This window comes from Helcobacillus massiliensis (genome assembly GCF_014191425.1).
Taxonomy (GTDB): domain Bacteria; phylum Actinomycetota; class Actinomycetes; order Actinomycetales; family Dermabacteraceae; genus Helcobacillus; species Helcobacillus massiliensis.
This window is the reverse complement of the sequence record NZ_JACHWP010000008.1, coordinates 37,177-58,583: the sequence shown is the minus strand read 5'-3', so window position 1 is coordinate 58,583 and position 21,407 is coordinate 37,177. Positions and strand designations below refer to the sequence as shown.

Sequence of the window (21,407 nt, the reverse complement as noted above, 5' to 3'; positions counted from 1 at the left end):
GCAAAGTCCCAGGTCACCGAGCCTCGGGGGCGCTAGGCTGGGAACAGCCGATTCCTGAACGAACGACCGGCCAGCTCCGACACCCGTGAAGGCCCATGACTGACACCACCGACCGCGCTGCTCTCGAGCCCGCCGCCGCTCCCCGGACGCCGCGCGCGGGTGCCCGCCGGGGCCGTCCGGGCTACGACCAGGACGAGATCGTGCGCGTGGCCACCGACCTCTTCACCCGCCACGGGTACGAGGCCACCAGCATCGGCATGCTCGCCTCGGAGCTCGGGCTCACCAAGTCGGCGATCTACCATCACGTCGCCAGCAAGGAAGCGCTCCTGCGCATCCCCCTCGATCGCGCCCTCCACGCCCTCGAACAGTCCCTCGAAGCCGGTCGGCCGCCCCACGTCCCGGATAACGCAACCGCAGGTCAGCGGGTCGAAGCGGTGGTGCACGCCACCGCCCTCGCCCTCATCGAAGAACTGCCCAGCGTCACCCTCCTGCTGCGCCTGCGCGGCAACACCCCGTTGGAGCGCGAAGCCATGGAGCGGCGTCGTGCGTTCGACCGTGAGGTCACCGCACTCGTTGAAGCCTGCGCCGCCGATGGGGAGCTGGCCGACGGGATCAACCCGCGCATCGCGACCCGCCTGCTGTTCGGCATGATCAACTCGATCACCGAGTGGTACCGCCCCGGCGGCCCGCTCGACGCCGACGCCGTCGCCGACCTGGTGGTGGCGATGGCGATGCACGGCCTGCGCGGGCGGTAGGCCCGGGCGGGGCCGAGCGCCGATGGTGGGCCCAGGCAGGGGCGAGCGTGCACGGGCGGCCCTGTCGGGTCAGGGTGCGGGCGGGCCCTGCCGCGGTCAGCGTGCGGCCGCAGCCTCGATCTCCCGAACCAGGTCCTCGATGACTTCGCGCAGGGCGCTTCTCATTGTGGCGGCATTCATGTGGCCGGGGAACAGGACCTCCTGCGCGGCGATCCCGTCCAGCGCCCAGTGCAGGCGGTCGGCGAGGATCCGTCGGCGGTCCTCGGGAAGCCGCCCCGACGGGTCCAGCAGCTCCACGCAGATCCTCGCCAGTCGGCCCACCCCGGGCGCCGCGTCTGCCCGGTACTGGGCGTCGGCGCCGTCCAGTGCGGCGAGCTGCGCGTACGCGCGGATGTCCTCACGCCGGGGCTCGTCCAGCGGCAGCAGCGCCTCGCACATCGCGATCACCTGATCGGCGGGCGAGCGGTGCCCAGCGAGGCGAGCGGTACGGACGCGCCCTTCGCTGCGCGCATTGAGGTGGATGCTCGCAAACCGCAGAAGGTCAGTATGCGAGGGGAAGTAGTGCCGCAGCGCCCCGCTGGACATCCCTGTTTCAGCGAGGACGGCGCGCACGCTGGTTCGCTGGATGCCGTCTCGGGCGATGACGCGAATGGTGGCATCGGCGATCTCGGACCGCCGCTGGTCGTGGTCGACGATCTTCGGCATGCCCCTTTTCTAGCACGCCTGTGCTGTATTAGTCTGGCGCTTGTTTCAGCACGATCGTTCTAGGACGGCGCATGATCCTCCCCCTCATCGGCCTTGCCCTCATCGACGCCACCAGCACCGGCACACTCCTCATCCCGCTGCTCTACCTGGCGCGGCCCCGTCCCCGCCTCGCACCGCTGCTCGCCTACCTCGCGGTGATCACCGCGTTCTACTTCCTGGTCGGCATCGCACTGCTGGCGGGCATCTCCATGATCGTGGAGGCCGACGGGATCTGGGACGCCCAACCGGTGCTGTGGGGACAACTGATCGTGGGCATCGCGCTCGCGGCGTGGGGGATCTTCAGCCGGACCCCGGACCCGGAGGCGTCAGCGCGCAAGTGGCGGCGCCGCCTCGATCGGGATCTGCCCGTCCCGGTGATGATGAGTCTCGCCCTGGGGGCAGGGCTGATCGAGGTTGCGAGCATGCTCCCGTACCTGGCGGCGACGGGCATCATCGGCCAGATGGATGTGGGACTGCCGGGCAGGCTGCTGATCCTGGCCGGGTACTGCCTGCTGATGGTGGTCCCGGCGCTCGTTCTTGTCGTGCTGCGCGCACGGCTGGGGCAGCGCGCAGAGGCTCAGCTCGACAGGTTCGCGCAGTGGTTCAGCCGCCAGGCCGATGTCACCCTGCTGTGGATCGCCGCCATCGTCGGGATCTGGCTCGGCGCAGACGCCTGGGTGCGGCTGTTCATGTAGACCGGAGCCCGACGGACCGCACCCGCGTCACCCGCCGAGGGCCTGGGACTCCTCCTTCGCCACCAGGGTGAGGACGTCGTAGGTCGCGACGATCTCCTCGTCCTGGTTGTAGAGGACCGCGTCCCACACCACTTCGCCGTAGTCGGCGTCCACGCGGGGTCGGATCTCCTTGGCCGTGAGCATGACCCGCACGGAGTCGCCCTCGGCGACGGGGGTGATGAACCGCAGGTTCTCCAGCCCGTAGTTCGCGAGCACGGGGGAGCGCCCCGGCGCCACGAACAGGCCCGCCGCCCACGACACCAGCAGGTACCCGTGCGCCACGATCCCCGGGAAGAACTCGTTCGCCGCCGCAGCCTCCGGGTTCGTGTGCGCATAGAACACGTCCCCGGTGGACTCCGCGAACTCCGCGATGTCCTCGGCTCGGACCGTGCGCAGGTCGGAGGCGAAGGCATGACCCACACGCAGGGTGTCCAGGGCGCGGCGGAACGGGTGGACGGCGTCGGCCGAGGCGCCAAACTTCTCGCAGCCGGCGATGATCCGACGGGCCCCGGCGTGCCACACGCCCGTGACGGCGGTGAGCTGATCGGGGGATCCCTGGATCGCGGAGCGCTGCATGTAGTGCTTGACCGCGCGGATGCCGCCGAGCTCCTCGCCGCCGCCGGCGCGGCCCGGCCCGCCGTGCGTGAAGTGGGGGAGCGGGGACCCGTGACCGGTGGAGGTGCGGGCGTCGTCCCGGTTGAGCAGGTGGATGCGGCCGTGGTGCCCGGCGATGCCGAGCGCGAGCGTGCGCACCGCCTCCGGGTCGTTGGTGCAGACCGTCGCCACGAGGGAGCCGCGGCCGAGCGCCGCAAGCTCCACGGCCTCCTCGAGCGTGTCGTAGGTGAAGAGGGAGGAGACGGGGCCGAACGCCTCAATGGTGTGCGCGGCCTCGCAGCGCGGATCGTCCCAGGCGAGCAGCACGGGCTCCATGAACGCGCCGGTCTGCGCGGCGCTTCCTCCGGCTGCCTCCCCGATGCGAGCCCCGTCGGCCGCCTCCGCATTGCCGATGACGGCGCGGCCGCCCGCCGTTACCATCGACGCGATGGCGCCGCGCACGTCCGCCAACTGCTCGAGCGACGCCAGAGGCCCCATCGTGGTGGCCTCCTCGCGCGGATCGCCCACCACCACGCGGGAATCGAGCCGGTCCCGCAGCGCCGCCGTGAAGTCCTCCGCCACCGCCGCAGGCACGATGATGCGGCGGATCGCAGTGCACTTCTGGCCGGCCTTCGCCGTCATCTCCGCGAACACCGACTTCACGAACGCCTCGAACTCCGGGGTGTCGGGTGCGGCGTCCGGGCCGAGGATCGCGGCGTTCAGGGAGTCCGCCTCCGCAGTGAACCGCAGCCCGCCGTGCTGGACCGACGGGTGCGAGCGCAGCAGGTCCGCGGTGCTCGCGGAGCCGGTGAACGCGAGCGCGTCACGGTAGTCCAGGTGGTCCTGCAGGGTGCGCGCCGACCCGGAGATCAGCTGGATCGACCCCTCCGGCAGGATCCCTGACTCCACCATCAGCCGCACGCACGCCTCGGTGACGTAGGCCGTCGGCGTCGCCGGCTTCACGATCGACGGCAGGCCCGCGAGGAACGCCGGCGCGAACTTCTCCAGCATGCCCCATACCGGGAAGTTGAATGCGTTGATCTGCGCAGCCACCCCGGGGATGGACGTGAACACGTGTTCGCCGCCGAACGAGCCGTCCTTCGCGATCGGCTCGAACGGGCCGTCGATCATCACGGTCGAGTTCGGCATCTCCCGCCGCCCCTTCGACCCGTAGGTGAACAGCACGCCGATGCCGCCGTCGATGTCCACGAAGTTGTCCCGCTTCGTTGCGCCCGTGGCGGCGGCCAGCTCGTACATGCCCTGCTTGCGGTCGGTGAGGAACAGTGCGAGGTGCTTCAGCGCGAGCGCCCGCTCATGGAACGTCATCGCCTGGATGCCGGCGCGGCCCGTGGTGCGCGCGTACTCGACCACGGCGGCGAGGTCGAGGCCGTCGGCGGAGACGCGGCGGATCAGGTGCCCGGTGGAGGCGTCGTGGACGTCAGCGGCCGACGGATCCTGCACGCCGGCATCGGCGGGCGTCCACCACCGGCCCTGCACGTAGGAGGGGACGATCGGTGCGGTGTCCGGGCGGCCGGGGGCGTCAGCGGTGGCGGTCATCGGCAGTGGTCCTTTCCGTGGCGGCGCGAACCGGGCGCAATCCTGAACGCTCGGTCAGTATTGTGTACTCTAACGGAAAGTGACCCAGCGCACGAGGGGTTCCGGCGGGCGCCCCGCGCCCGTCGGCGCTGCCCGGCAGCCGTCGGTCCCGCTCGCCCGCAAGCCAGCCAGCCCCGCCCGCCCCCAAGGAGACTCCGCATGACCGAGCCCGACGCCCCCACCCACCAGCCGTGGAGCATCACCCTCGGCGAACTCGACCGCGCCATGGGCGTGCAGGTGCGCGAACAGTCCATCGAGAAGGTCGTGCTGACGATGCCGGTGGAAGGGAACCGGCAGTCGTTCGGGTCGCTGCACGGCGGCGCCAGCATCGCCGTCGCCGAAGCCGCCGGGTCCTGGGCCGCGAACATCTACGCCTCCACGATGGGCCGCAGCGCGGTCGGCATCGAAGTCTCCGCCAGCCACCACCGCGCGTTCGCCGACGGCACCCTCATCGTCACCGCCACGCCGATCCGGCTCGGCCGCACCCTCACCACCCACAGCGTCGACGTGGTGCATGAGGAAACCGGGAAGCTCGTGGCGAGCGTGCGGATCACCAACGCCGTGCTCGGCCGCCCCATCCCCGACAGCGCCTGCGGGCAGGACGACTAAACGCCGGAGTCCCGCCCACTGAGGGCCTCGATGACGCGGTCGGCGGTCTCCTGCACCATCGGCGCGAGCGCCTCCACCAGCTCCTCATGGCTCATCTCCACCAGCGGCGGCGCCTTGAGGATGCTGCGCGACACCGCCACACCGAGCAGGTGCGCTCCCGCGAGCGTGATCTGCCGCGCGGGCTCCGAATCGATCCCGATCTCCGTGTGCGGAGCGAGCCGCGCCACGATCACCTCGTTGATGAGGTCCGCACCGTGATCGGTGGTCATCGCTGAGCGCACCATGCTCATCAGGATCGGGGACGTGTCCTCGTCCTCCCACAGTCGCAGGTAGGCGTCGACCGCTCGCGCGCCGATGCCGTCCTGCGGGCCGGCGATCGCGGCCATGAGGCGGTCCGTGATGAGGGCGCGGTCCTCCATGGCGGCGTTGAACAGGTCCTGCTTCGAGCCGAAGAAGTGCCTGATCAGGCCCGGATCCACCTGGGCCTGCGACGCAATCGCGCGCAGGGAGGCGCCGTCGTAGCCGTGGTCAGCGAACTGGTCGCGCGCGGCATCGAGGAGGGCTTCACGGGTGCCGCTGTGGCCGGCGCGTCGACCGCGGTGCGAGACGGGCTGGGCGGGCGGACGCGGCTGGGAGGGCATGCGTCCACAATAGCGACGACGACTCGGCATCGACGGGCGTATACGGGCGAGCCGTTGCGTTGACGGCGGTGGTGTGCCCGTATGCGCCCATGCTTGCGCAGGCGCGCCGACGGGTTCAGGCGGGCCGACGGGTTCAGGCGTCGCCGAGGTGCTGCGCGGCGCGTTCGCGCTCATTGCGGTCGACGATCTCTTGGGCGGCGCGGTCATCGGCGGCCGTCACTGCGGCCAGTCGAAGAATCCCTTCCCAGTCTTCCGGCCGAGCTCACCGCGGGCAACCTTGTCCCGCAGGATCTGCGGCGGCGCGAACCGCTCACCGAGCTCCCGGTGCAGGTACGCCGCGATGCCGAGGCGCACATCCAACCCCACGATGTCCGTGGTGCGCAGCGGACCCGTCGGATGCCGATACCCCAGCTCCATCGCGAGGTCCACGTCCTCCGCCGACGCAACCCCCTCCTCCACCATCCGCATCGCCTCCAGCGCGATCGCCACACCGAGACGGGAGGACGCGAAACCAGGCGCATCGCGGACCACCACGGGCGTCTTGCCGAGCGCCTCCGCCCAGCCGCGCGCCGCCTGGGCCGTCGACTCGTCCGTCCGCTCCCCGAGCACCACCTCGATCAGAGTGGACGCGGGCACCGGATTGAAGAAGTGCAGCCCGAGGAAACGGGCCGGCTCCTCCAGATGCTCGGCGAGTCGGTCCACGCTGAGGCTCGAGGTGTTCGTGGCGAGGACCGCGCCCGCCGGCAGCACGGCCCGCACGGACTGCAGGGTCCGCACCTTCAGATCCCAGTCCTCCGGCACCGCCTCCACCACGAGCTCGCGGTCCTCCAGGGCGCCGACGGATGCCGCCGCCGTGAGCCGCCTCGCGCAGTCGGCGGCGTCCACGTCCTGGCCGCGGTCGATGGACTTCTGGACGGAGGCGAGGATGCGCTCGCGGGCGGCGTCGGCCCGGTCCTGGTCGGTGTCCGTGACGGTGACGTCGCAGCCGGAGGTGAGGAATGCGTGGGCGATGCCGGCGCCCATGCGGCCGCCGCCGACCACGCCGACGCGGCGGGGGAGGGCGGCGGTGTCGGTGGGGCCGACGGGGGCGGGGTCAGTCATGGGGCTTCTCCTTCGTCGTGTCCGCCTCGGCGGCGCGCTGCTTCTCGGCGCGGCGGGCCTCGCGCTTGGCGAGGAACGCATCCATCCGCTCGAACTTCGCATCGGATTCGAACAGGGTCGCCTGCGCGAGCGTGTCCACCAGCGGGTGCGCCGCGGCCGGCGCATGGAACACGGCCTTGGTGAGGCGCAGGGCGAGCGGGTCGCTGCGGAGGATCCGGTCGGCGAGGTCGTGCGCCGCCGCCATCAGGTCATCCGGTTCGTGCAGAGAGGAGACGAGGCGGATGGCGAGGCATTCGTCGGCCGTGAGCTTCCGCCCGGCCAGCAGGATCTCCTTCGCGAGCGGTTCCCCCACGAGCTCCTTCAGGCGCCAGGTGGCGCCGGCGGCGGCCATGATGCCGAGCCCGGTCTCCGGGTTCCCCATCACGAGGGAGGGAGTGCCGATGCGGAGATCGGCGGCGAATGCGAGTTCGGCGCCGCCGCCGAGGGCGTAGCCGTCGAGCGCGGCGATCACCGGCAGCGGCAGGCGCGCGATCCGGTCGAAGATCGTGGAGTTGATGCCGGCGAGGGCATCGTCCCGGCGGCGTTCTCGCAGCTGCGCGATGTCCGCCCCGGAGGCGAACACACCGCCGTCGCCGGTGAGGATCAGCACCTTCGGCTGAGCCTCCAGGTAGGCGCAGACGGCGTGCAGCTCACTGACCATCTGCTGGTCGATCGCGTTGCGGGTCGCGGGGTGGGAGAGCGTGGCGGTGAGGCGGTCGTCGCGCTCGTCGATGCGGAGGCGTTCGAAACCGGCGAAGGTGCTCATGCGCGCGCCTCCTCGGGCAGCTCCAGCAGCATCGCCGTTCCCTGGCCCACACCCACGCACATGGTCGCGAGGCCGCGGCGGGCCCCGTCGGCCTCCATCCGGTGCAGCAGGGTCAGCACGATCCGCGACCCGGACGACCCCAGCGGATGCCCCAGCGCGATCGCGCCGCCGCGGGAGTTCACGATGGACTCGTCCAGGCCGAGCCGACGGATGCAGGCCAGCGCCTGGGTCGCGAACGCTTCGTTGAGCTCCACCACCCCCAGGTCGCCGATCCGCCACCCCGCGCGGTCGAGCGCCTTCCGGGTGGCGGGCACCGGGCCCAGCCCCATCACTTCGGGTTCGAGGCCGACGGCGGCCGACCCTGCGATCCGCGCCCGCGCCGTCAGGCCGTGCTCCCGGATCGCGGCAGCGGAGGCGACGACGACCGCGCTCGCCCCGTCGTTCAGCGAGGAGGAGTTCCCCGCGGTCACCACGCCGCCCGGCTTCACCACGGGCCGCAGGCCGGCAAGGACCTCCGGTGTGGAGCCCTCGCGCGGGCCCTCGTCATCGCTCACAGTGGTGACCGCGCCCTTGCGGCCCGTCACCTCCACGGGAACGATCTCGTCGCGGAACGACCCGCCCCTGATGGCGGCGAGCGCGCGCTCATGGGAGCGGGCAGCGAACGCGTCGGCGTCCTCGCGGCTGATGCCCTCGCGCTCAGCGACCTCCTCCGCCGTCTGCGGCATCGAGAACGTCATCCGGTCCTCGCGGGAGAGGTCCCCGCCGGGCGCGAAGCGCGGGTTCACGAAGCGCCACCCGATGGCGGTGTCGACCACCTCGCCGGGCTTGGCGAACGCTGCGGTCGGCTTCGCCATCACCCACGGGGCGCGGCTCATCGACTCCACCCCGCCGGCGATGACGATGTCCGCATCCCCGCAGCGGACCATGCGCGCGGCCTGCTCGATCGCGGTCATCCCGGAGGCGCACAGGCGGTTCACGGTCGAGGCGGGCGTGGAGATCGGATAGTCGTTCAGCAGCCACGCCATGCGCGCTACGTTCCGGTTCTCCTCCCCGGCGCCGTTGGCGTTGCCGAGGATCACCTCGTCCACTGCGGCAGGGTCGATGCCGGTGCGCTCCACGGCGGCGCGGATCGCGAGGGCGGCGAGGTCGTCCGGGCGGACGCCGGACAGGGCGCCGCCGTAGCGGCCCACGGGGGTGCGGGCGCCGCCCACGATGAATGCGTCGGTCACTTCTCCTCGCCTTCTGGCCGGGCATCGGGGCCGGCCGGTTGCGCCAGTGCAGCGGGTCGAACGGATTCCTGAACGATCGTTCAGCCAGAGTGGCACGATATCGGGGTCGCCGCAACGGAAACGCCGGAATCCGTCGGCCCCGAGGTCGGCGCTTCGCCCCGGCGGGATGGTGTGGCCGGGCGTGAGCGGCTGGGCAGGGGCGCGCGGGAGCGGAGGTTGCGACTTCGCAACACTGCCCCGCCTGCTGTGCACTGCTGTGGTAGACCTGGGGCAACCAGCAGCGTCGCGAAAGGTGGGTGAAGAGGTGCAGCCGTTCGACTTCCCCGCCATCGGCGGGCCCGCCATGACCCGCGAGCAGTGGGAAGCGGGCTGCGCGGACCTGTTCGCCCCGCTCGAGATCCGCCCCCGCACGCGGGCCGACGGAGACCGCACCCGGGACGGGGCCGACGCAGACCGCGCCACCACCGGGCCCGCCAGCGTCGAGCCTGCCCCGGACTTCGAGGCCCGCAGCATCGCCAAGAGCGCCGGCACCGTCCACATCGTCCGCATCGAACAGAGCCCCGCCGACGTGCTGCGCACCCCCGAGATGATCGCCGTGCGCGGCAGCGACCTCATCAAAGTGTCCCTGCAGGTCGACGGCGACTGCACCGTGGAACAGGGCGGCCGCACCGCCGAACTGCGCCCCGGCGACATCGCCATCTACGACGCCTCCCGCCCCTACGCCCTGCGCTCCGAAACCGGGATGCACACCATCGTCCTCGCCTTCCCGTACCAGCGGCTCGGCATCCCCCGCGACGAACTCTCCCGCGTCACCGCGGTCGTGTTCCCGTTCGACTCCCCGCTCGGCGCCGTGGTCAACCCGTTCCTCGCGGGCCTCGCCCGCTCCATGGTGCAGATGGCCGATGACGACATCGAACGCCTCGCCCAGACCGCCATCGACCTGCTCGTCACCGTGCTGTCCGCGGAGCTGCGCCGCAGCCTGGGCGATGACCCGCGCCGGCAGCTGCTGCACGAGGTGCTGGAGACGATCGAGAGACGCCTGTCCGATCCGGAGCTGTCCCCGTCGGCCGTGGCGGAGGAGCACTTCATCTCCACCCGCCACCTGCACGCCCTCTTCTCCGAACGCGGCATCACCGTGGCCGGATGGATGCGGCACCGGCGCCTGGAGCGGATCCGCCGCGACCTCGCCGACCCTCTGCACACCTCGACGCCGGTGGCGCGGCTCGCGGCCCGCCACGGCCTGCTGAACGCCGCGCACTTCTCCCGCATGTTCCGCGCCGAGTTCGGCGTGACCCCGTCGGCCTACCGCGCCTCCGCGCAGCGCGCCGACGAGGTCAGCGTGTGACCGCAACCACAGTGCACGCAAACGCAAGAGACTGAACGGGCGTTCAGATAATGTGACGGGGCCCATAGTGCTCAAGGAGGAGATGGCAATGAAGCCAGATGCAACCCACACGCACGGAGCCCGCGACAGCCACGGCACCGAGACCCCCACCCATCCCCTGGACCGCCTCACCCCCGACGAGATCACGCGCGTGCGCGACCTCCTCGATCAGGCCGGCCACCTCCAGGAGGACACGCGCTTCGCGCAGCAGATCCAGGTGGAGCCGCCGAAGGCGAAGATGCTCGAATGGAAGGCGGGCGAGCCGCTGATGCGCCGCGTCGTCTCCACCCTGCTGGACCGCGACACCGGCCGCGTCCGCGAAGCCGTCGTGGACCTCGACTCCGATGAGGTCGTCTCCGTCGACACCCTCCCCACCGACAAAGCGCCCTACGGGCAGCCGCAGTACCTGTTCGAGGAGTACGAGGACGTCGACCAGATCGTCAAGGCCGACGAGCGCTGGCGGGATGCGATGACCAAGCGCGGCTTCGACGAGGCCGCCATGGAGCGCGCCCTCGTGGTCCCGCTCGCCCCCGGCCAGTTCGGGGAGCCCGACGAGGTCGGCAAGCGCATGATGCGCTCCCTCACCTTCTGCCCACCGGAGGGCCGACGGAACCCGTGGTCCTACCCGGTCGAGGGCCTTGTGGTGCTGCTGAACGTCACCGAGCGCAAAATCGTGAAGTTCTGGGACGAGGGCATCAAACCCCTCCCGGACGTGGACGGCGACTACGACCATGAGGCCTCCGGTGAGCGCCGCACCACCCTGAAGCCGCTGGAGATCACCCAGCCTGAAGGCCCCAGCTTCGCTGTGGAGGGCTCCCACGTGCGGTGGGAGAACTGGGACTTCCGCGTGGGCTTCTCCATGCGCGAAGGCCTCGTGCTCAACCAGCTGACCTGGCGCGATGATGACAACGGCGGCGAGGTCCGCCCCGTTCTGCACCGCGCCTCCGTGCCCGAGATGGTGGTTCCCTACGGCGACACGTCCGAGTGCCGCCGCTGGATCTCCTACTTCGACGCCGGCGAGTACCACCTCGGCAAGAACGCGAACTCGCTGGAGATCGGCTGCGACTGCCTCGGAGTCATCCACTACTTCGACGGCCATGTCGCCGCCGACACCGGCGAGCCGATGTCCATCCCGCGCGTGATCTGCATGCACGAGGAGGACTACGGGGTGCTGTGGAAGCACCGCGAACTGGACGGTGAGACCCAGCATTCGCGGCGGTCCCGTCGGCTGGTCATCTCCTACTTCGCGACCGTGGGCAACTACGACTACGGCTTCTTCTGGTACCTGTACCTCGACGGCACCATTCAGCTGGAGACCAAGGCGACCGGCCTGGTGTTCGCCGGTGCGAACGAACCGGGCCTGGACCTGCCGCACGCCACCGAGATGGCGCCCGGGCTGTACGCGCCCGTGCACCAGCACATCTTCTGCGCCCGCCTCGACTTCGACCTCGACGGCACCGACAACTTCGTCGAAGAGGTCGACATCAAGCGCATGCCGATGGGCGAGGGCAACAAATGGGGCAACGCCTTCACCTGGACCGAGAACCGCATCACCGAAGCCGGCGGCTACCTCGGCGACAACACGGTGGGCCGCTCCTGGAAGATCGGCTCCAATCAGCGGAAGAACGCCGTCGGCAAGCCCACCAAGTACCACCTCATCCCGGAGGCCCGCACCACGCTGCTGAACGCGGACGAGTCCACGGTCGCCGCCCGCGCATCGTTCGCAACGAAGCACCTGTGGGTGACGGAGTACAAGGACGGCGAACTGTTCCCCGCCGGCATGTACCCCAACCAGCACACCGGCGGCGGCCTGCCCGAGTTCGTGAAGGACTCCGGGCCCGTGGACAGCGGCGACATCGTGGTGTGGCACTCCTTCGGCCTCACGCACCTGCCGCGCCCGGAGGACTGGCCGATCATGCCGGTGGACTACTCGAGCATGTGGCTGAAGCCCTCCGGCTTCCTCGACCGCAACCCCACGCTCAACCTCCCCGGCGGCTCCTCGGACGCCCCCTCCTGCTGCGACACGAACGTGTCCCGCACGGACGGGAAGCCGTCGGAGGGCGGTGCCGACGGGTCCTGCCAGTGCGGCTGCTCCACCTCTGAGAGCGGGGAGTGATGTCCCAGGCGACCGCCCGCCAGGGCGGTGCCGGCACCGGGTCGCACGGCAGCGCACCCGTCGGGCGCGCATCCGTCGGCCGGGACGCCGACGGGCGCCGCACCCATGACGACGACACCCTCGGCGTGCCCGGTGCGGGCCGTCTCGGGGTGGCGTCCCTGGTGTTCCTCATCATCGCCGCGTCCGCACCGCTGACGGTGCTGGCCGGCGGTGTCCCCACCAGCTTCGCCGTCGCCGGAATCCTCGGCGTGCCCCTCGGGTACGTGCTGCTCGGCGCGATCCTGGCACTGTTCGCCGTCGGCTACGGCGCGATGAGCGCCCAGATCCGCAACGCCGGCGCGTTCTACGCCTACATCGCGGCGGGGCTCGGAGTGCGGCAGGGCATCGGCGCGTCCGTGCTGGCGCTCGTGTCCTACAACCTGATGCAGATCGGGCTGTACGGCATCACCGGGTTCGTGGTCTCGAGCTTCCTCGGGGCGATGGTCGGGGCGGCGCTGCCGTGGTGGGCGTGCGCCCTCGCAGTGTGGGCGCTGGTGGGTCTGCTCGGCATCAACCGCATCGACCTGTCCGCGAAGATCATCGCGGTGCTGGTGGTGCTGGAGTTCATCGTGGTGCTGCTGGTGGACATCGTGTCCTTCACGGTGGCGCCCGAAGGGGTGAGCGCGGCCCCGATCTCACCGGATCAGCTGTTCATCCCCGGCATCGGCGCGGTGCTGTCGTTCGGCATTGCCGCCTTCATGGGGTTCGAATCCGGGGCCGTGTACTCCGAGGAGGTGCGGGACCCGCAGCGGTCCGTTGCGAAGGCGACGTTCATCGCGGTGTCGATCATCGCGCTGTTCTACGCGTTCTCCTCGTGGGCGCTCGCGGTGGGCATCGGGCCGTCCCAGATCGTCCCGCGGTCAGAGGAGCTCGGGCCCGATCTCGTGTTCGTGTTCCTCGGGGAGCAGATGCCGGCGGTCTTCACCGACATCGCGAACGTCCTGTTCATCACGAGCCTGCTCGCGGCACTGCTCGCGTTCCACAACGCCGCGGCGCGCTACTTCTTCTCCCTGGGGCGCACCGGTGTTCTGCCGCGGTTCTTCGAGAACACCTCGCACCGCACGGGTGCGCCGATCGCGGGGTCCGCAGCGCAGAGCGTGCTCGCGCTGGTCGTGATCGCCGTGTTCGCGGTGGTGGGGGCGAACGCCCCGGAGGGGCCGCTGTTCCCGGTGGTCACCCTGTTCACGTGGTTCTGCAACGCGGCCGCGTTCGGCCTCGTGTTCCTGATGGCGATCACCAGTTTCGCCGTCATCGGGTTCTTCGTGAAGCGCGGGCGCGGCGAGGGTGTGCACACGGCCGCGGATCATGACGGGGCGCCCCGCGGGACTGCGGTGCCGGGCGTGTTCACCCGCCTGGTGGCGCCGCTCGTGGCCGGCATCGGCCTGGTGGTCGTGTTCGTGCTGATCCTGATCAACTTCGATCTGCTGATCGGCACGGGCTCGCCCGTGCTCATCACGGTGATGCCCGGCATCATCATCGCTGCGGGCATCATCGGTCTGATCCGCGGGGAGTACTTGAAGCGGGTGCGGCCGGAGGTGTTCCGCCGCGCCGCCGTGGAGCTGGACGAACCGCCCGTGGATTGACGGACGGGCGCACCGGCGCTGGGGCGCCCGGCTCGGAGCCTCCGGCACCCGTCGGTCACTTGGCCGGCACCCGTCGGCCCGCGCCCCCTATCAACGGAGCCTCCCGGCCCTCCCCTTCATAGGGGCGGGCGGGAGGCTTCGTTCATGCGCGAGCACGGGCGGCTCACTGGTGTCTGCGCTTCGTGCGCGTGGTGGCGCAGCTCAGCGGCGGTCCTGGGTGGGCCACGCGGCTGCCCACCAGGCTAGCGCTGATCCGACACCAGTCGAACCTGCCCGGCCCGGCCGCCGGCCCGTCGACGTGACGCGTGAGACGTGCCCCATCAATCGTTCGGTCGATGCCGAACGCAGGTCGGGCCGTGATGATGGAATGGTTGCCCGCCGTCTTTCGTCAGGAGAACCATGAGCACCTCGTCCAGCCGCCCCGCACAGTCGACCCCCGTGAGCCGCGGCATCAGCCCCCGGTCGCTGTACCGCGTCGTCGCCACCCTCGAGATGGTGACGTGGGCGCTGCTGATCCTCGGCATGATCGCGAAGTACGCCCTGCACATGGGCGACCTGCCCGTCCGCATCGGCGGCAGCATCCACGGCTTCGTGTTCCTCGCCTACTGCGTCTCCACAGTGCTCGTGTGGACGGACCAGCGCTGGCCCGCCGCCAAGGGCATCCTCGGCCTCGTCCTCGCCATCGTCCCGTTCGCGACCCTGCCGTTCGAGAAGCACGTGGACGCGAAGGGCCTGCTCGCGGATCAGTGGCGCGTTGCGCGGCACGGGGAGGAGCCGGCGGCCGCGCAGGAGCGCGCCTCTGGCCCGGCCGAGAAGCTGCTCGCCGTGATCCTGCGCCACCCGGTGCTCGCCGCCATCGTGCTGCTCGTGTTCATCTCCGGTCTGTTCGCCGTGCTGCTGCAGGCCGGCCCGCCGACCGAATGGGGCAAGTGAGCCGCTGACCGGCGCCCGGGCACTGGCCCCGGCGGTCTCGGCCCGTCCGCGGCGGTCTCAGCCCGACCCTGCCCGCCACAGAATTCGACGGATGCTCGTTATTTCCAGCGAATAGCGAACATCCGTCGAACTCTGTTGTGGCGGCCGGCGCCAGGCGGCTGGAGAAGGGGCCAGGCGGCTGGAGAAGGGGCCAGGTGGCTGGAGGAGGGGCCAGACGGCTGTCGGTCGGACGCAAGCGGCCGTTGTCCCGGGGCCGTCCGGAGGCAGAGGCCCGGCGGCTGAATCGAGGGTGACTTTTTTGCGTACCGACCGCGGTCATACTGCAAAAAAGTCGCTTTCGATGTCGCCTCGTTGCGCGCCCGATGCCGCCGCCTCGCCGCGCCGCGCGCCCGATGCCGCCGCCTCGCCGCGCGGGCAGAACGAAAGCGCCTCCTCGGCGGGTGATCCCTGAGGCCCGCGGAGAAGACGCTTCCGTCGATGAGGGGCGGCCACGATGCCCGGTGCCGGGCGGCCCGGCGGCCGCTGGGGTCAGCTGTGGATCACCTGCGGAACGGTGAACGCCTTCAGGCCCTCCACGCCGAACTCCACGCCGTAACCGGACTGCTTGATGCCGCCGAACGGCGCCATCGGGTTGATCGTGCCGTGGGAGTTGATCCACACGGTGCCCGCCTCGATGCGGGCCGCCACCTCAGCGGCCTTCGCGGGGTCCTTCGACCACACGGATGCGCCGAGGCCGACCTCCACACTGTTCGCCTGCTCAATCGCATCGTCCACGTCGCTGTACTTGATGATCGGCAGGGCCGGGCCGAACTGCTCCTCGGTGATGAGGCGCGCGTCGGCAGGCAGGGAGTCGATGAGGGTGAGCGGGTGGAAGAAGCCCTTATCGCCTCCGGCGACCTCGCCTTCGAACAGCACGTTGCCGCCGCGGTTCTTCGCGTCATTCACGAGGTCCGCCACGATCTTCTGCTGCGACTCGTTGGTGAGCGGGCCCAGCACGTTCTTCTCGTCCATGCCGTCACCCATCGGCATCTGCTTCGCGACCTCGACGAGAGCGCCGACGACGTCGTCGTACACGTCCTCGTGGACGTACAGGCGCTTCAGGCAGGCGCAGGTCTGGCCGGTGTTGATGAACGCGCCCCAGAACAGGCCTTCGGCGATCTCCTTGCCGTCTACGTCCGGGAGCACGATGCCGGCGTCATTGCCGCCGAGCTCCAGGGTGAGACGGGCGAGGTTCTGCGACGCGGCCTCGGCGATCTTCTTGCCGGTCTCGGTGGAACCGGTGAAGGTGATCTTCGCGAAACCGGGGTGGGCGGAGATCGCACCGCCGAGAGAACCGGGACCGGTCAGCACGGTCAGCAGGCCCTCCGGCAGGTGCTTGTTGACGAGGTAGGCGGTGGCGAGCACGGACAGCGGCGTGTCACTGGCCGGCTTCATCACGATGGAGTTGCCCATGCGCAGCGCGGGAGCGAACTGCCAGGTGGCGATCATCGCGGGCCAGTTCCACGGGTTGACGCCGCCCACAACGCCGACGGGGCGGTGGTGGACGGTGGCCTTCTTGCCGTCGCCGAGGTCGATCTCCTCGGGCTTCAGCTCGGTGGCGCAGGTGGCGCGCATCCAGCCCACCACGGCGCCCGCTTCGAAGTTCGCTCCCGGGCCGGACAGGGGCTTGCCCTGCTCGCGGCAGATGATCTCGGCGAGGGCGCCGGCGTTCTGCTCGACCTCGTCGGCGGCCTTCATCAGGGCGGCGACGCGCTCCTCATCGGACTTCTTCGCCCATTCCTTCTGCGCGGCGGCGGCCTTCTCGACAGCGGCGTCGAGATCCTTCTCGGTGTGCTGGGCGACGTGCCCGATCAGTTCACCGGTGGCGGGGTTCAGGACTTCGCGGCCGGAATCGGCGGCGACGGCGGCGAGAAGGGACTCGAAGGTCTCCATGGGGTTCTCCTCATTTCGTCATTGAACGGGTGCCCACCATGGTGACAGAGGTCACGTGGTGGCGGGGTGCGTCTGCGTGCACGGGCCTATTGCACGAGCGCGCACATCACGGCTGATCATCGTGCGAGCCGGAGAGCATCGCTGATGTCCAGCGAGACCTGAGCGGCGACGACCTCGATCACCGACCGGTCATGGTGTGGATCTCCGACGAGCTCGGCCATGCCTGCGTAGTGGATCGTTGCACTGCCGTCCAGGGCTGAGACGGTCTGCTCCCACTGTTCGACCTTGTCGGTGTCGCATATGTGGACCAGAGTGATGACGGGTGGGGTGCTTGTGTCTCGAGTAGGCGCGGTCGACTGGCTGCGCAGCGACATCCTGAAACCGCCCACCCCGCCTTCACCTGGGGCGAGAGCGGTGAAGTCTGCCAAAAGCGCGATGCCCGTCATAAACATTGGACGTCTCCTCCGGGGTAGTTGGTGGGCCGATCAGCAGGAGAGCGTCGACGTGTGTCCTTCGGATAGCGCGGCCGGTTGGGCTGAGTTCCTGCTGGAGCGTTCCCCGGTGCTTCTGAATGCACCTTTGTCCTGGACCATGACCATCCAGTAGTAGGTGGTCGGGCATTGAGACCGAACAAAGCGCTGGCACATGGAGTTGCCGGAATTGATCCAGGCCACGTTCTTGATGAGCCAGTTCCTTCGATTCTCGCATTTCTGTGCAGTGGTGATCTTCGCGTAATCATAGGGCAGCCATGCTGTCTGGATCACGGTGTTGGATGCGCTCGTGACCTGTTCGGGGCTCCGTGCTTCGCTCGCAAATGCCGCCGAAGGTGAAGGGGTCAGAAGTGTGGCGAAGAGAAGGGCTGCAGTGAGCCATCCAATCGGACGACGCTGCCGGGCTCGGCGGCCAGTCGTGGCCGGGGTGGCGAGAAGGGACTCGAAGGTCTCCATGGGGTTCTCCTCATTTCGTCATTGAACGGGTGCCCACTATGGTGACAGAGGTCACGTGGCGGCGGGGTGCGTCTGCGTGCACGGGCCTATTGCACGAGCGCGCACATCACGGCCGGTCGGCGTGCGCATACAGGGCGGCGCGGGGTGCGCCGGCGACCCGGTCGAGCAGGCCGTCACCGACCACCGGTGAAGCGGGGCTGCCGCTTCTGCTGGAACGCGGCGAAGCCCTCCCGATAGTCGTCGGTGTCGCAGAGGTCCGCCTGGGCGCGGTTCTCCAGGTCGAGCACGTCCCAGAACCCGAGACGCTCATCGCGGATCCGCGCGAGGAGGCGCTTCGAGGCGAGGAAGGCCCCCGTCGGCCCGCTCGCCGCCGCCCGTGCCCGCTCCCGCGTGAAGTCGAGGAGGTCGGCCGACGGGACCGCGCGTGAGAACAGGCCCGCCTGCACGGCGTCGGCGCCGGTGATGAGGTCGCCGGTGATGATGAGGTCCATGGCGCGGTGCGTGCCGAGGCGTTCGGCGAGCAGCCAGTGGCCGCCGGAATCGAGGGTGGCGCCGAGGTTCTTGAACGGTGAGCCGAGCTTCGCATCCTCCGCCGTGTAGACGACGTCGCAGGCGAGCGCGAGGCCGAGCCCCACCCCGAGGCAGGCGCCGTGCACCGCCGCGAACGTGGGGATGGGGAGGTCGGCGAGGGCGCGCATCGCGTCGGTGACGGGGCCGCCGAGGAAGCCGATCACGTCATCCTCCCTGGGGTCCACGCCCGCGATGTCGCGGCCGGCGCAGAATCCCTTGCCTTCTCCGCGCAGGAGGAGCGCGCGGGCCCCGTCGGCCTCCGCCCGGCCGACGGATTCCACCAACTCGTGCAGGGCCTCGGCGTCGACGGCGTTGAGCCTCTGCGGGGCGTCCAGGACGATCTCGGCGAGGCCGTCAGTGCAGGTGGAGTGGATCATCGGCGGGCCTTTCGGGTCAGAGCGCGGGCGCGGGGCGGTGCGGATCGGTGGAGCGGGCGTGGGGTGGGCGCGCGGTGGGGCTGGTCAGGCGTCGTAGTCGACGACGAGCGAATCGGATGTGGGGCGCGACTGGCAGGTGAGGACGTACCCGGCGTCGACGTCGTCCGCTTCGAGCGCGAAGTTCTCCGCCATGTCCACGGTTCCTTCCACGACCTTCGCGCGGCACGTGCCGCAGACGCCGCCGGCGCACGCGAACGGCACCTCGGAGCGGGCCCGCAGCGCCGCGTTCAGCACGGTTTCGCGGGAGCCGCGCGGGGTCTTCACCTCACTGGACAGGCCGTCCAGCTGGAAGCGGATCTGGATGTTGTCGCCGGATTCGTCGACCACAACGGGTGGGGCGCCGCGCTGCCCGCCGGAGTTCTCACCGGTGGTGAACAGCTCGAAGCGGACATCGTCGCTGCTCACGCCGCGGGCGTCGAGCTCGTCACGGATCAGTTGGACGAGCTCCATCGGGCCGCAGAGGAACCACTCGTCCACGATCGACGGTTCCACAATCGTGTCCAGCAGGAGACGGAGCTTGTCAGCGTCGATCCGGCCGGAGTGCATGGGGGAGACCCGCTGCTCCCGCGACAGCACATGGTGGATCGCGAGCCGCTGCGGGTAGCGGTCCTTGAGGTCCGCGAGCTCGTCCACGAACATCACGTCGCCGGCGGAGCGGTTGGCGTAGATGAGGTCCACGGCCGTGCCGTCGATCTGCAGCAGGGAGGTGATGATCGCGATCATCGGGGTGATGCCGGATCCGGCGGCGGCGCACACGAAGCGGGCGCCGCCGGTTCGCTCCACCTCGGCGCGGATCTCCTCGGCGTCGTTGAGGGAGGTGAGGCGGTGCTGCGCGATGAACGCGCCCTGCGGGCTCATCACCTGCATTTGGTCACCGCTTCGGAGGTTGTCGTTCGCCCAATTGGAGAAGAGCCCGCCCTGGTCGCGTTTGATCGCGATGGACAGCGACCCGGGGGTGGGCGGCCGGCAGATCGAGTAGGAGCGGCGCACCTCCTCGCCGTCCATGTCCATCCGCAGCGCCACGTACTGTCCGGGCGCGTAGTCGAACTGCCCGGCGAGCTCATCGGGGACGGCGAACGTCACCTCGATCGACTGGTCGGTGAGGGGGCGGACCTCCGCAATGGTCAGCGTGTGGAACTGTGCGCGGCGGCGGGCGGCGCGCACGGGGGCGGCGCCAGTGCCGGTCGAGGCGGGGCCGACGGGTGCGGGGCTGTCGGGGCTGGGAGCGGTCATCAGTGCACCTTGAAGTAGTCGAACGGTTCGTGGCAGTCGGAGCATTGGTACAGCGCTTTGCACGCCGTGGATGCGAAGCGGCTCAGCTCCCGGGTCCGCAGGGACCGGCAGCGCGGGCACGGCACGCTGAGGCTCACCGGGATGGGGCCTTTGGGGCCGGCGGGTGCCGACCCCGTCGGCGGGGCGATCCCGTACTCGCGGAGCTTCTCCTTCCCCTCGTCGCTCATCCAGTCGGTGGTCCAGGCGGGGGAGAGGGTGAGCTCCACGCGGGTCCTCTCGAACCCGGCGGTGGTGAGGGCGCGGTGGACGTCGGCGGTGATGGCGTCCATAGCCGGGCACCCGGAGTAGGTGGGGGTGATGGTGACGAGGGCGGTGCCGTCGGCCAGGAGTTCAGCGCGGCGCAGCACCCCCAGGTCCGCGATGCTGAGAACGGGGACTTCGGGATCCATGACGGTGGCAGCGGCGTCCCAGACGGCGGCGTCGCGCGCATCGGCGGGGCGGCGCCCGTCGGCGCGCTGAGCTCCGTCAGCGTGTGGGGCGCCGTCGCTGCGCTGGGCTCCGTCGGCGCGCATGCTCTCCTCACCCATCACGGCTCCTCACCAGGTGGCGCCGGGGTGCTGGCGGGCGAGGGACTGCATCTCGGCGAGCAGGAAGCCGAGCGCCTCGCGGTGTTCGCCGCGTCGGCCGCCCGTGCGGGCCTGCTTCACCTCCGGCACCTCCAGTTCCGCTTCCGCCAGCACCACTTCCAGGCGCTCCATCACGGGAGCGCGCAGTGTGGAGGGGCGCACGGCGATGCCCTCGAGATCGTCATGCAGCGGCTCGTCCTCGAACAGTTCGTCCAGGTACGGCCACACGTCCCGCAGGCCGGCGCGCATCCGTCCGGCCGATTCCTCGGTGCCGATGCCGAGGCGCAGAGTCCACTGCACCGCATGGTCGAGGTGGTAGTCGACCTCCTTCACCGCCTTTGCGGCGATCGCGGCGAGGGTCTCATCGGCCGAGTCCACGAGGCGTGAGTACAGCTCGTAGAAGTAGGCGGACATGATGAGGTTCTTCGCGACCGTGCGGCCGAAGTCGCCGTTGTCCACTTCGACGATCTGCGCGCACCGGAACTCCTCCTCGGTGCGGAAGTACGCGAGGTCGTCCTCGGACCTGTCCCACGCGGTGCCGGCGTAGGTGAGGAGCATGCGGGCATGACCGAGGGTGTCCAGGGCGATGTTGCCCAGCGCAATGTCCTCTTCGATCTCGGGGGCGCGGGAGATCCACCAGGAGAGGCGCTGCGCAAGGATCAGAGCGTCGTCGCCCAGGCGCAGCGCGTACTCAGCGGTCCGCTCCGGTGCGGTGACGCCGGAGTCCAGCAGCTTCTCGGCGGTGAGGGCGCTGCCGGCGCTGATGATGGTGGCGGAGTCCTGGCCCACGCTGCCCATG

20 protein-coding genes are annotated in these 21,407 nt (G+C 70.2%); 7 read left to right on the top strand and 13 right to left on the bottom strand.

Annotation, left to right across the window (positions count from 1 at the left end; genetic code table 11):
• Positions 1-95 precede the first annotated feature (95 nt).
• Entirely contained in the window at positions 96-755 is a 660-nt protein-coding gene (locus FHX50_RS09680; RefSeq protein ID WP_183377007.1) for a TetR/AcrR family transcriptional regulator, read from the top strand.
• 96 nt (positions 756-851) lie between these two features.
• On the opposite strand, the gene FHX50_RS09675 is transcribed toward FHX50_RS09680, so the two are convergent.
• Positions 852-1,460 carry a TetR/AcrR family transcriptional regulator gene (locus FHX50_RS09675; RefSeq protein WP_183377006.1) on the bottom strand — a complete coding sequence of 203 codons (609 nt, stop codon included), beginning with the start codon at positions 1,458-1,460 and terminating at the stop codon, positions 852-854.
• A gap of 71 nt (positions 1,461-1,531) precedes the next feature.
• Here FHX50_RS09675 and FHX50_RS09670 point away from each other — a divergent pair, with 71 nt between their 5' ends.
• Positions 1,532-2,194 carry a GAP family protein gene (locus FHX50_RS09670; RefSeq protein ID WP_183377005.1) on the top strand — a complete coding sequence of 221 codons (663 nt, stop codon included), beginning with the start codon at positions 1,532-1,534 and terminating at the stop codon, positions 2,192-2,194.
• A 27-nt stretch (positions 2,195-2,221) separates the two neighbouring features.
• Here FHX50_RS09670 and paaZ read toward each other — a convergent pair whose 3' ends face one another.
• Positions 2,222-4,384 carry a phenylacetic acid degradation bifunctional protein PaaZ gene (paaZ, locus tag FHX50_RS09665; RefSeq protein WP_183377004.1) on the bottom strand — a complete coding sequence of 721 codons (2,163 nt, stop codon included), beginning with the start codon at positions 4,382-4,384 and terminating at the stop codon, positions 2,222-2,224.
• A gap of 198 nt (positions 4,385-4,582) precedes the next feature.
• Between paaZ and FHX50_RS09660 the strand changes: the two genes are divergently transcribed.
• Positions 4,583-5,032 carry a PaaI family thioesterase gene (locus FHX50_RS09660; RefSeq protein WP_183377003.1) on the top strand — a complete coding sequence of 150 codons (450 nt, stop codon included), beginning with the start codon at positions 4,583-4,585 and terminating at the stop codon, positions 5,030-5,032.
• On the opposite strand, the gene FHX50_RS09655 is transcribed toward FHX50_RS09660, so the two are convergent.
• The 4 genes from FHX50_RS09655 to FHX50_RS09640 form a co-directional block, all read right to left on the bottom strand.
• Positions 5,029-5,673, bottom strand: a complete 645-nt coding sequence (locus FHX50_RS09655) for a TetR/AcrR family transcriptional regulator (protein WP_183377002.1) — start codon at positions 5,671-5,673, stop codon at positions 5,029-5,031. The genes FHX50_RS09660 and FHX50_RS09655 overlap by 4 nt on opposite strands.
• A 216-nt stretch (positions 5,674-5,889) precedes the next feature.
• Positions 5,890-6,774: a 3-hydroxyacyl-CoA dehydrogenase family protein gene (locus FHX50_RS09650; RefSeq protein WP_183377001.1), complete on the bottom strand. Its 885-nt coding sequence runs from the start codon at positions 6,772-6,774 to the stop codon at positions 5,890-5,892.
• Positions 6,767-7,579 carry an enoyl-CoA hydratase/isomerase family protein gene (locus FHX50_RS09645; RefSeq protein ID WP_183377000.1) on the bottom strand — a complete coding sequence of 271 codons (813 nt, stop codon included), beginning with the start codon at positions 7,577-7,579 and terminating at the stop codon, positions 6,767-6,769. The genes FHX50_RS09650 and FHX50_RS09645 overlap by 8 nt, the downstream gene beginning before the upstream one ends.
• Positions 7,576-8,808 (bottom strand): thiolase family protein, encoded by a 1,233-nt coding sequence (locus FHX50_RS09640; protein WP_343064087.1) that lies wholly within the window; start codon positions 8,806-8,808, stop codon positions 7,576-7,578. The genes FHX50_RS09645 and FHX50_RS09640 overlap by 4 nt, the downstream gene beginning before the upstream one ends.
• Positions 8,809-9,112: 304 nt before the next feature.
• Here FHX50_RS09640 and FHX50_RS09635 point away from each other — a divergent pair, with 304 nt between their 5' ends.
• From FHX50_RS09635 to FHX50_RS09620, 4 genes are all read left to right on the top strand, one after another.
• On the top strand, positions 9,113-10,153 hold the full coding sequence (locus tag FHX50_RS09635; protein ID WP_183376998.1) for an AraC-like ligand-binding domain-containing protein: 1,041 nt from the start codon (positions 9,113-9,115) through the stop codon (positions 10,151-10,153).
• 88 nt (positions 10,154-10,241) lie between these two features.
• Entirely contained in the window at positions 10,242-12,308 is a 2,067-nt protein-coding gene (locus FHX50_RS09630) for a primary-amine oxidase (protein WP_183376997.1), read from the top strand.
• Positions 12,308-13,930, top strand: coding sequence for an APC family permease (locus FHX50_RS09625; protein WP_183376996.1), 1,623 nt, complete (start codon positions 12,308-12,310; stop codon positions 13,928-13,930). The genes FHX50_RS09630 and FHX50_RS09625 overlap by 1 nt, the downstream gene beginning before the upstream one ends.
• Before the next feature lie 399 nt (positions 13,931-14,329).
• On the top strand, positions 14,330-14,863 hold the full coding sequence (locus tag FHX50_RS09620) for a DUF3817 domain-containing protein (protein WP_221187321.1): 534 nt from the start codon (positions 14,330-14,332) through the stop codon (positions 14,861-14,863).
• 528 nt (positions 14,864-15,391) lie between these two features.
• Here FHX50_RS09620 and FHX50_RS09615 read toward each other — a convergent pair.
• The 7 genes from FHX50_RS09615 to paaC form a co-directional block, all read right to left on the bottom strand.
• Positions 15,392-16,795, bottom strand: a complete 1,404-nt coding sequence (locus FHX50_RS09615) for an aldehyde dehydrogenase family protein (protein WP_183376995.1) — start codon at positions 16,793-16,795, stop codon at positions 15,392-15,394.
• Between the two features lie 116 nt (positions 16,796-16,911).
• Positions 16,912-17,247, bottom strand: a complete 336-nt coding sequence (locus tag FHX50_RS09610; protein ID WP_183376994.1) for a hypothetical protein — start codon at positions 17,245-17,247, stop codon at positions 16,912-16,914.
• 33 nt (positions 17,248-17,280) lie between these two features.
• Complete coding sequence (locus tag FHX50_RS09605) at positions 17,281-17,742, bottom strand: hypothetical protein (protein ID WP_183376993.1); 462 nt, start codon at positions 17,740-17,742, stop codon at positions 17,281-17,283.
• 173 nt (positions 17,743-17,915) lie between these two features.
• Positions 17,916-18,689 (bottom strand): enoyl-CoA hydratase/isomerase family protein, encoded by a 774-nt coding sequence (locus FHX50_RS09600; RefSeq protein ID WP_183376992.1) that lies wholly within the window; start codon positions 18,687-18,689, stop codon positions 17,916-17,918.
• A gap of 84 nt (positions 18,690-18,773) precedes the next feature.
• Positions 18,774-19,982, bottom strand: a complete 1,209-nt coding sequence (paaE, locus tag FHX50_RS09595; protein ID WP_183376991.1) for a 1,2-phenylacetyl-CoA epoxidase subunit PaaE — start codon at positions 19,980-19,982, stop codon at positions 18,774-18,776.
• Positions 19,982-20,569: a 1,2-phenylacetyl-CoA epoxidase subunit PaaD gene (gene paaD, locus FHX50_RS09590; RefSeq protein WP_281368097.1), complete on the bottom strand. Its 588-nt coding sequence runs from the start codon at positions 20,567-20,569 to the stop codon at positions 19,982-19,984. Before paaD ends, paaE begins: the two co-directional genes overlap by 1 nt.
• 9 nt (positions 20,570-20,578) lie before the next feature.
• Entirely contained in the window at positions 20,579-21,406 is an 828-nt protein-coding gene (paaC, locus tag FHX50_RS09585) for a 1,2-phenylacetyl-CoA epoxidase subunit PaaC (RefSeq protein WP_183377008.1), read from the bottom strand.
• Between the last annotated feature and the right edge of the window lies 1 nt (position 21,407).

What these genes read in the sequence shown, in the direction of transcription:
- FHX50_RS09680 (WP_183377007.1), top strand. Translation starts at nt 96, where the DNA reads ATGACTGACACCACCGACCGCGCTGCTCTCGAGCCCGCCGCCGCTCCC.
- FHX50_RS09675 (WP_183377006.1), bottom strand. Translation starts at nt 1,460, where the DNA reads ATGCCGAAGATCGTCGACCACGACCAGCGGCGGTCCGAGATCGCCGAT.
- FHX50_RS09670 (WP_183377005.1), top strand. Translation starts at nt 1,532, where the DNA reads ATGATCCTCCCCCTCATCGGCCTTGCCCTCATCGACGCCACCAGCACC.
- paaZ (WP_183377004.1), bottom strand. Translation starts at nt 4,384, where the DNA reads ATGACCGCCACCGCTGACGCCCCCGGCCGCCCGGACACCGCACCGATC.
- FHX50_RS09660 (WP_183377003.1), top strand. Translation starts at nt 4,583, where the DNA reads ATGACCGAGCCCGACGCCCCCACCCACCAGCCGTGGAGCATCACCCTC.
- FHX50_RS09655 (WP_183377002.1), bottom strand. Translation starts at nt 5,673, where the DNA reads ATGCCCTCCCAGCCGCGTCCGCCCGCCCAGCCCGTCTCGCACCGCGGT.
- FHX50_RS09650 (WP_183377001.1), bottom strand. Translation starts at nt 6,774, where the DNA reads ATGACTGACCCCGCCCCCGTCGGCCCCACCGACACCGCCGCCCTCCCC.
- FHX50_RS09645 (WP_183377000.1), bottom strand. Translation starts at nt 7,579, where the DNA reads ATGAGCACCTTCGCCGGTTTCGAACGCCTCCGCATCGACGAGCGCGAC.
- FHX50_RS09630 (WP_183376997.1), top strand. Translation starts at nt 10,242, where the DNA reads ATGAAGCCAGATGCAACCCACACGCACGGAGCCCGCGACAGCCACGGC.
- FHX50_RS09625 (WP_183376996.1), top strand. Translation starts at nt 12,308, where the DNA reads ATGTCCCAGGCGACCGCCCGCCAGGGCGGTGCCGGCACCGGGTCGCAC.
- FHX50_RS09620 (WP_221187321.1), top strand. Translation starts at nt 14,330, where the DNA reads ATGAGCACCTCGTCCAGCCGCCCCGCACAGTCGACCCCCGTGAGCCGC.
- FHX50_RS09615 (WP_183376995.1), bottom strand. Translation starts at nt 16,795, where the DNA reads ATGGAGACCTTCGAGTCCCTTCTCGCCGCCGTCGCCGCCGATTCCGGC.
- FHX50_RS09610 (WP_183376994.1), bottom strand. Translation starts at nt 17,247, where the DNA reads ATGTTTATGACGGGCATCGCGCTTTTGGCAGACTTCACCGCTCTCGCC.
- FHX50_RS09605 (WP_183376993.1), bottom strand. Translation starts at nt 17,742, where the DNA reads ATGGAGACCTTCGAGTCCCTTCTCGCCACCCCGGCCACGACTGGCCGC.
- FHX50_RS09600 (WP_183376992.1), bottom strand. Translation starts at nt 18,689, where the DNA reads ATGATCCACTCCACCTGCACTGACGGCCTCGCCGAGATCGTCCTGGAC.
- paaE (WP_183376991.1), bottom strand. Translation starts at nt 19,982, where the DNA reads ATGACCGCTCCCAGCCCCGACAGCCCCGCACCCGTCGGCCCCGCCTCG.
- paaD (WP_281368097.1), bottom strand. Translation starts at nt 20,569, where the DNA reads ATGGGTGAGGAGAGCATGCGCGCCGACGGAGCCCAGCGCAGCGACGGC.
- paaC (WP_183377008.1), bottom strand. Translation starts at nt 21,406, where the DNA reads ATGGGCAGCGTGGGCCAGGACTCCGCCACCATCATCAGCGCCGGCAGC.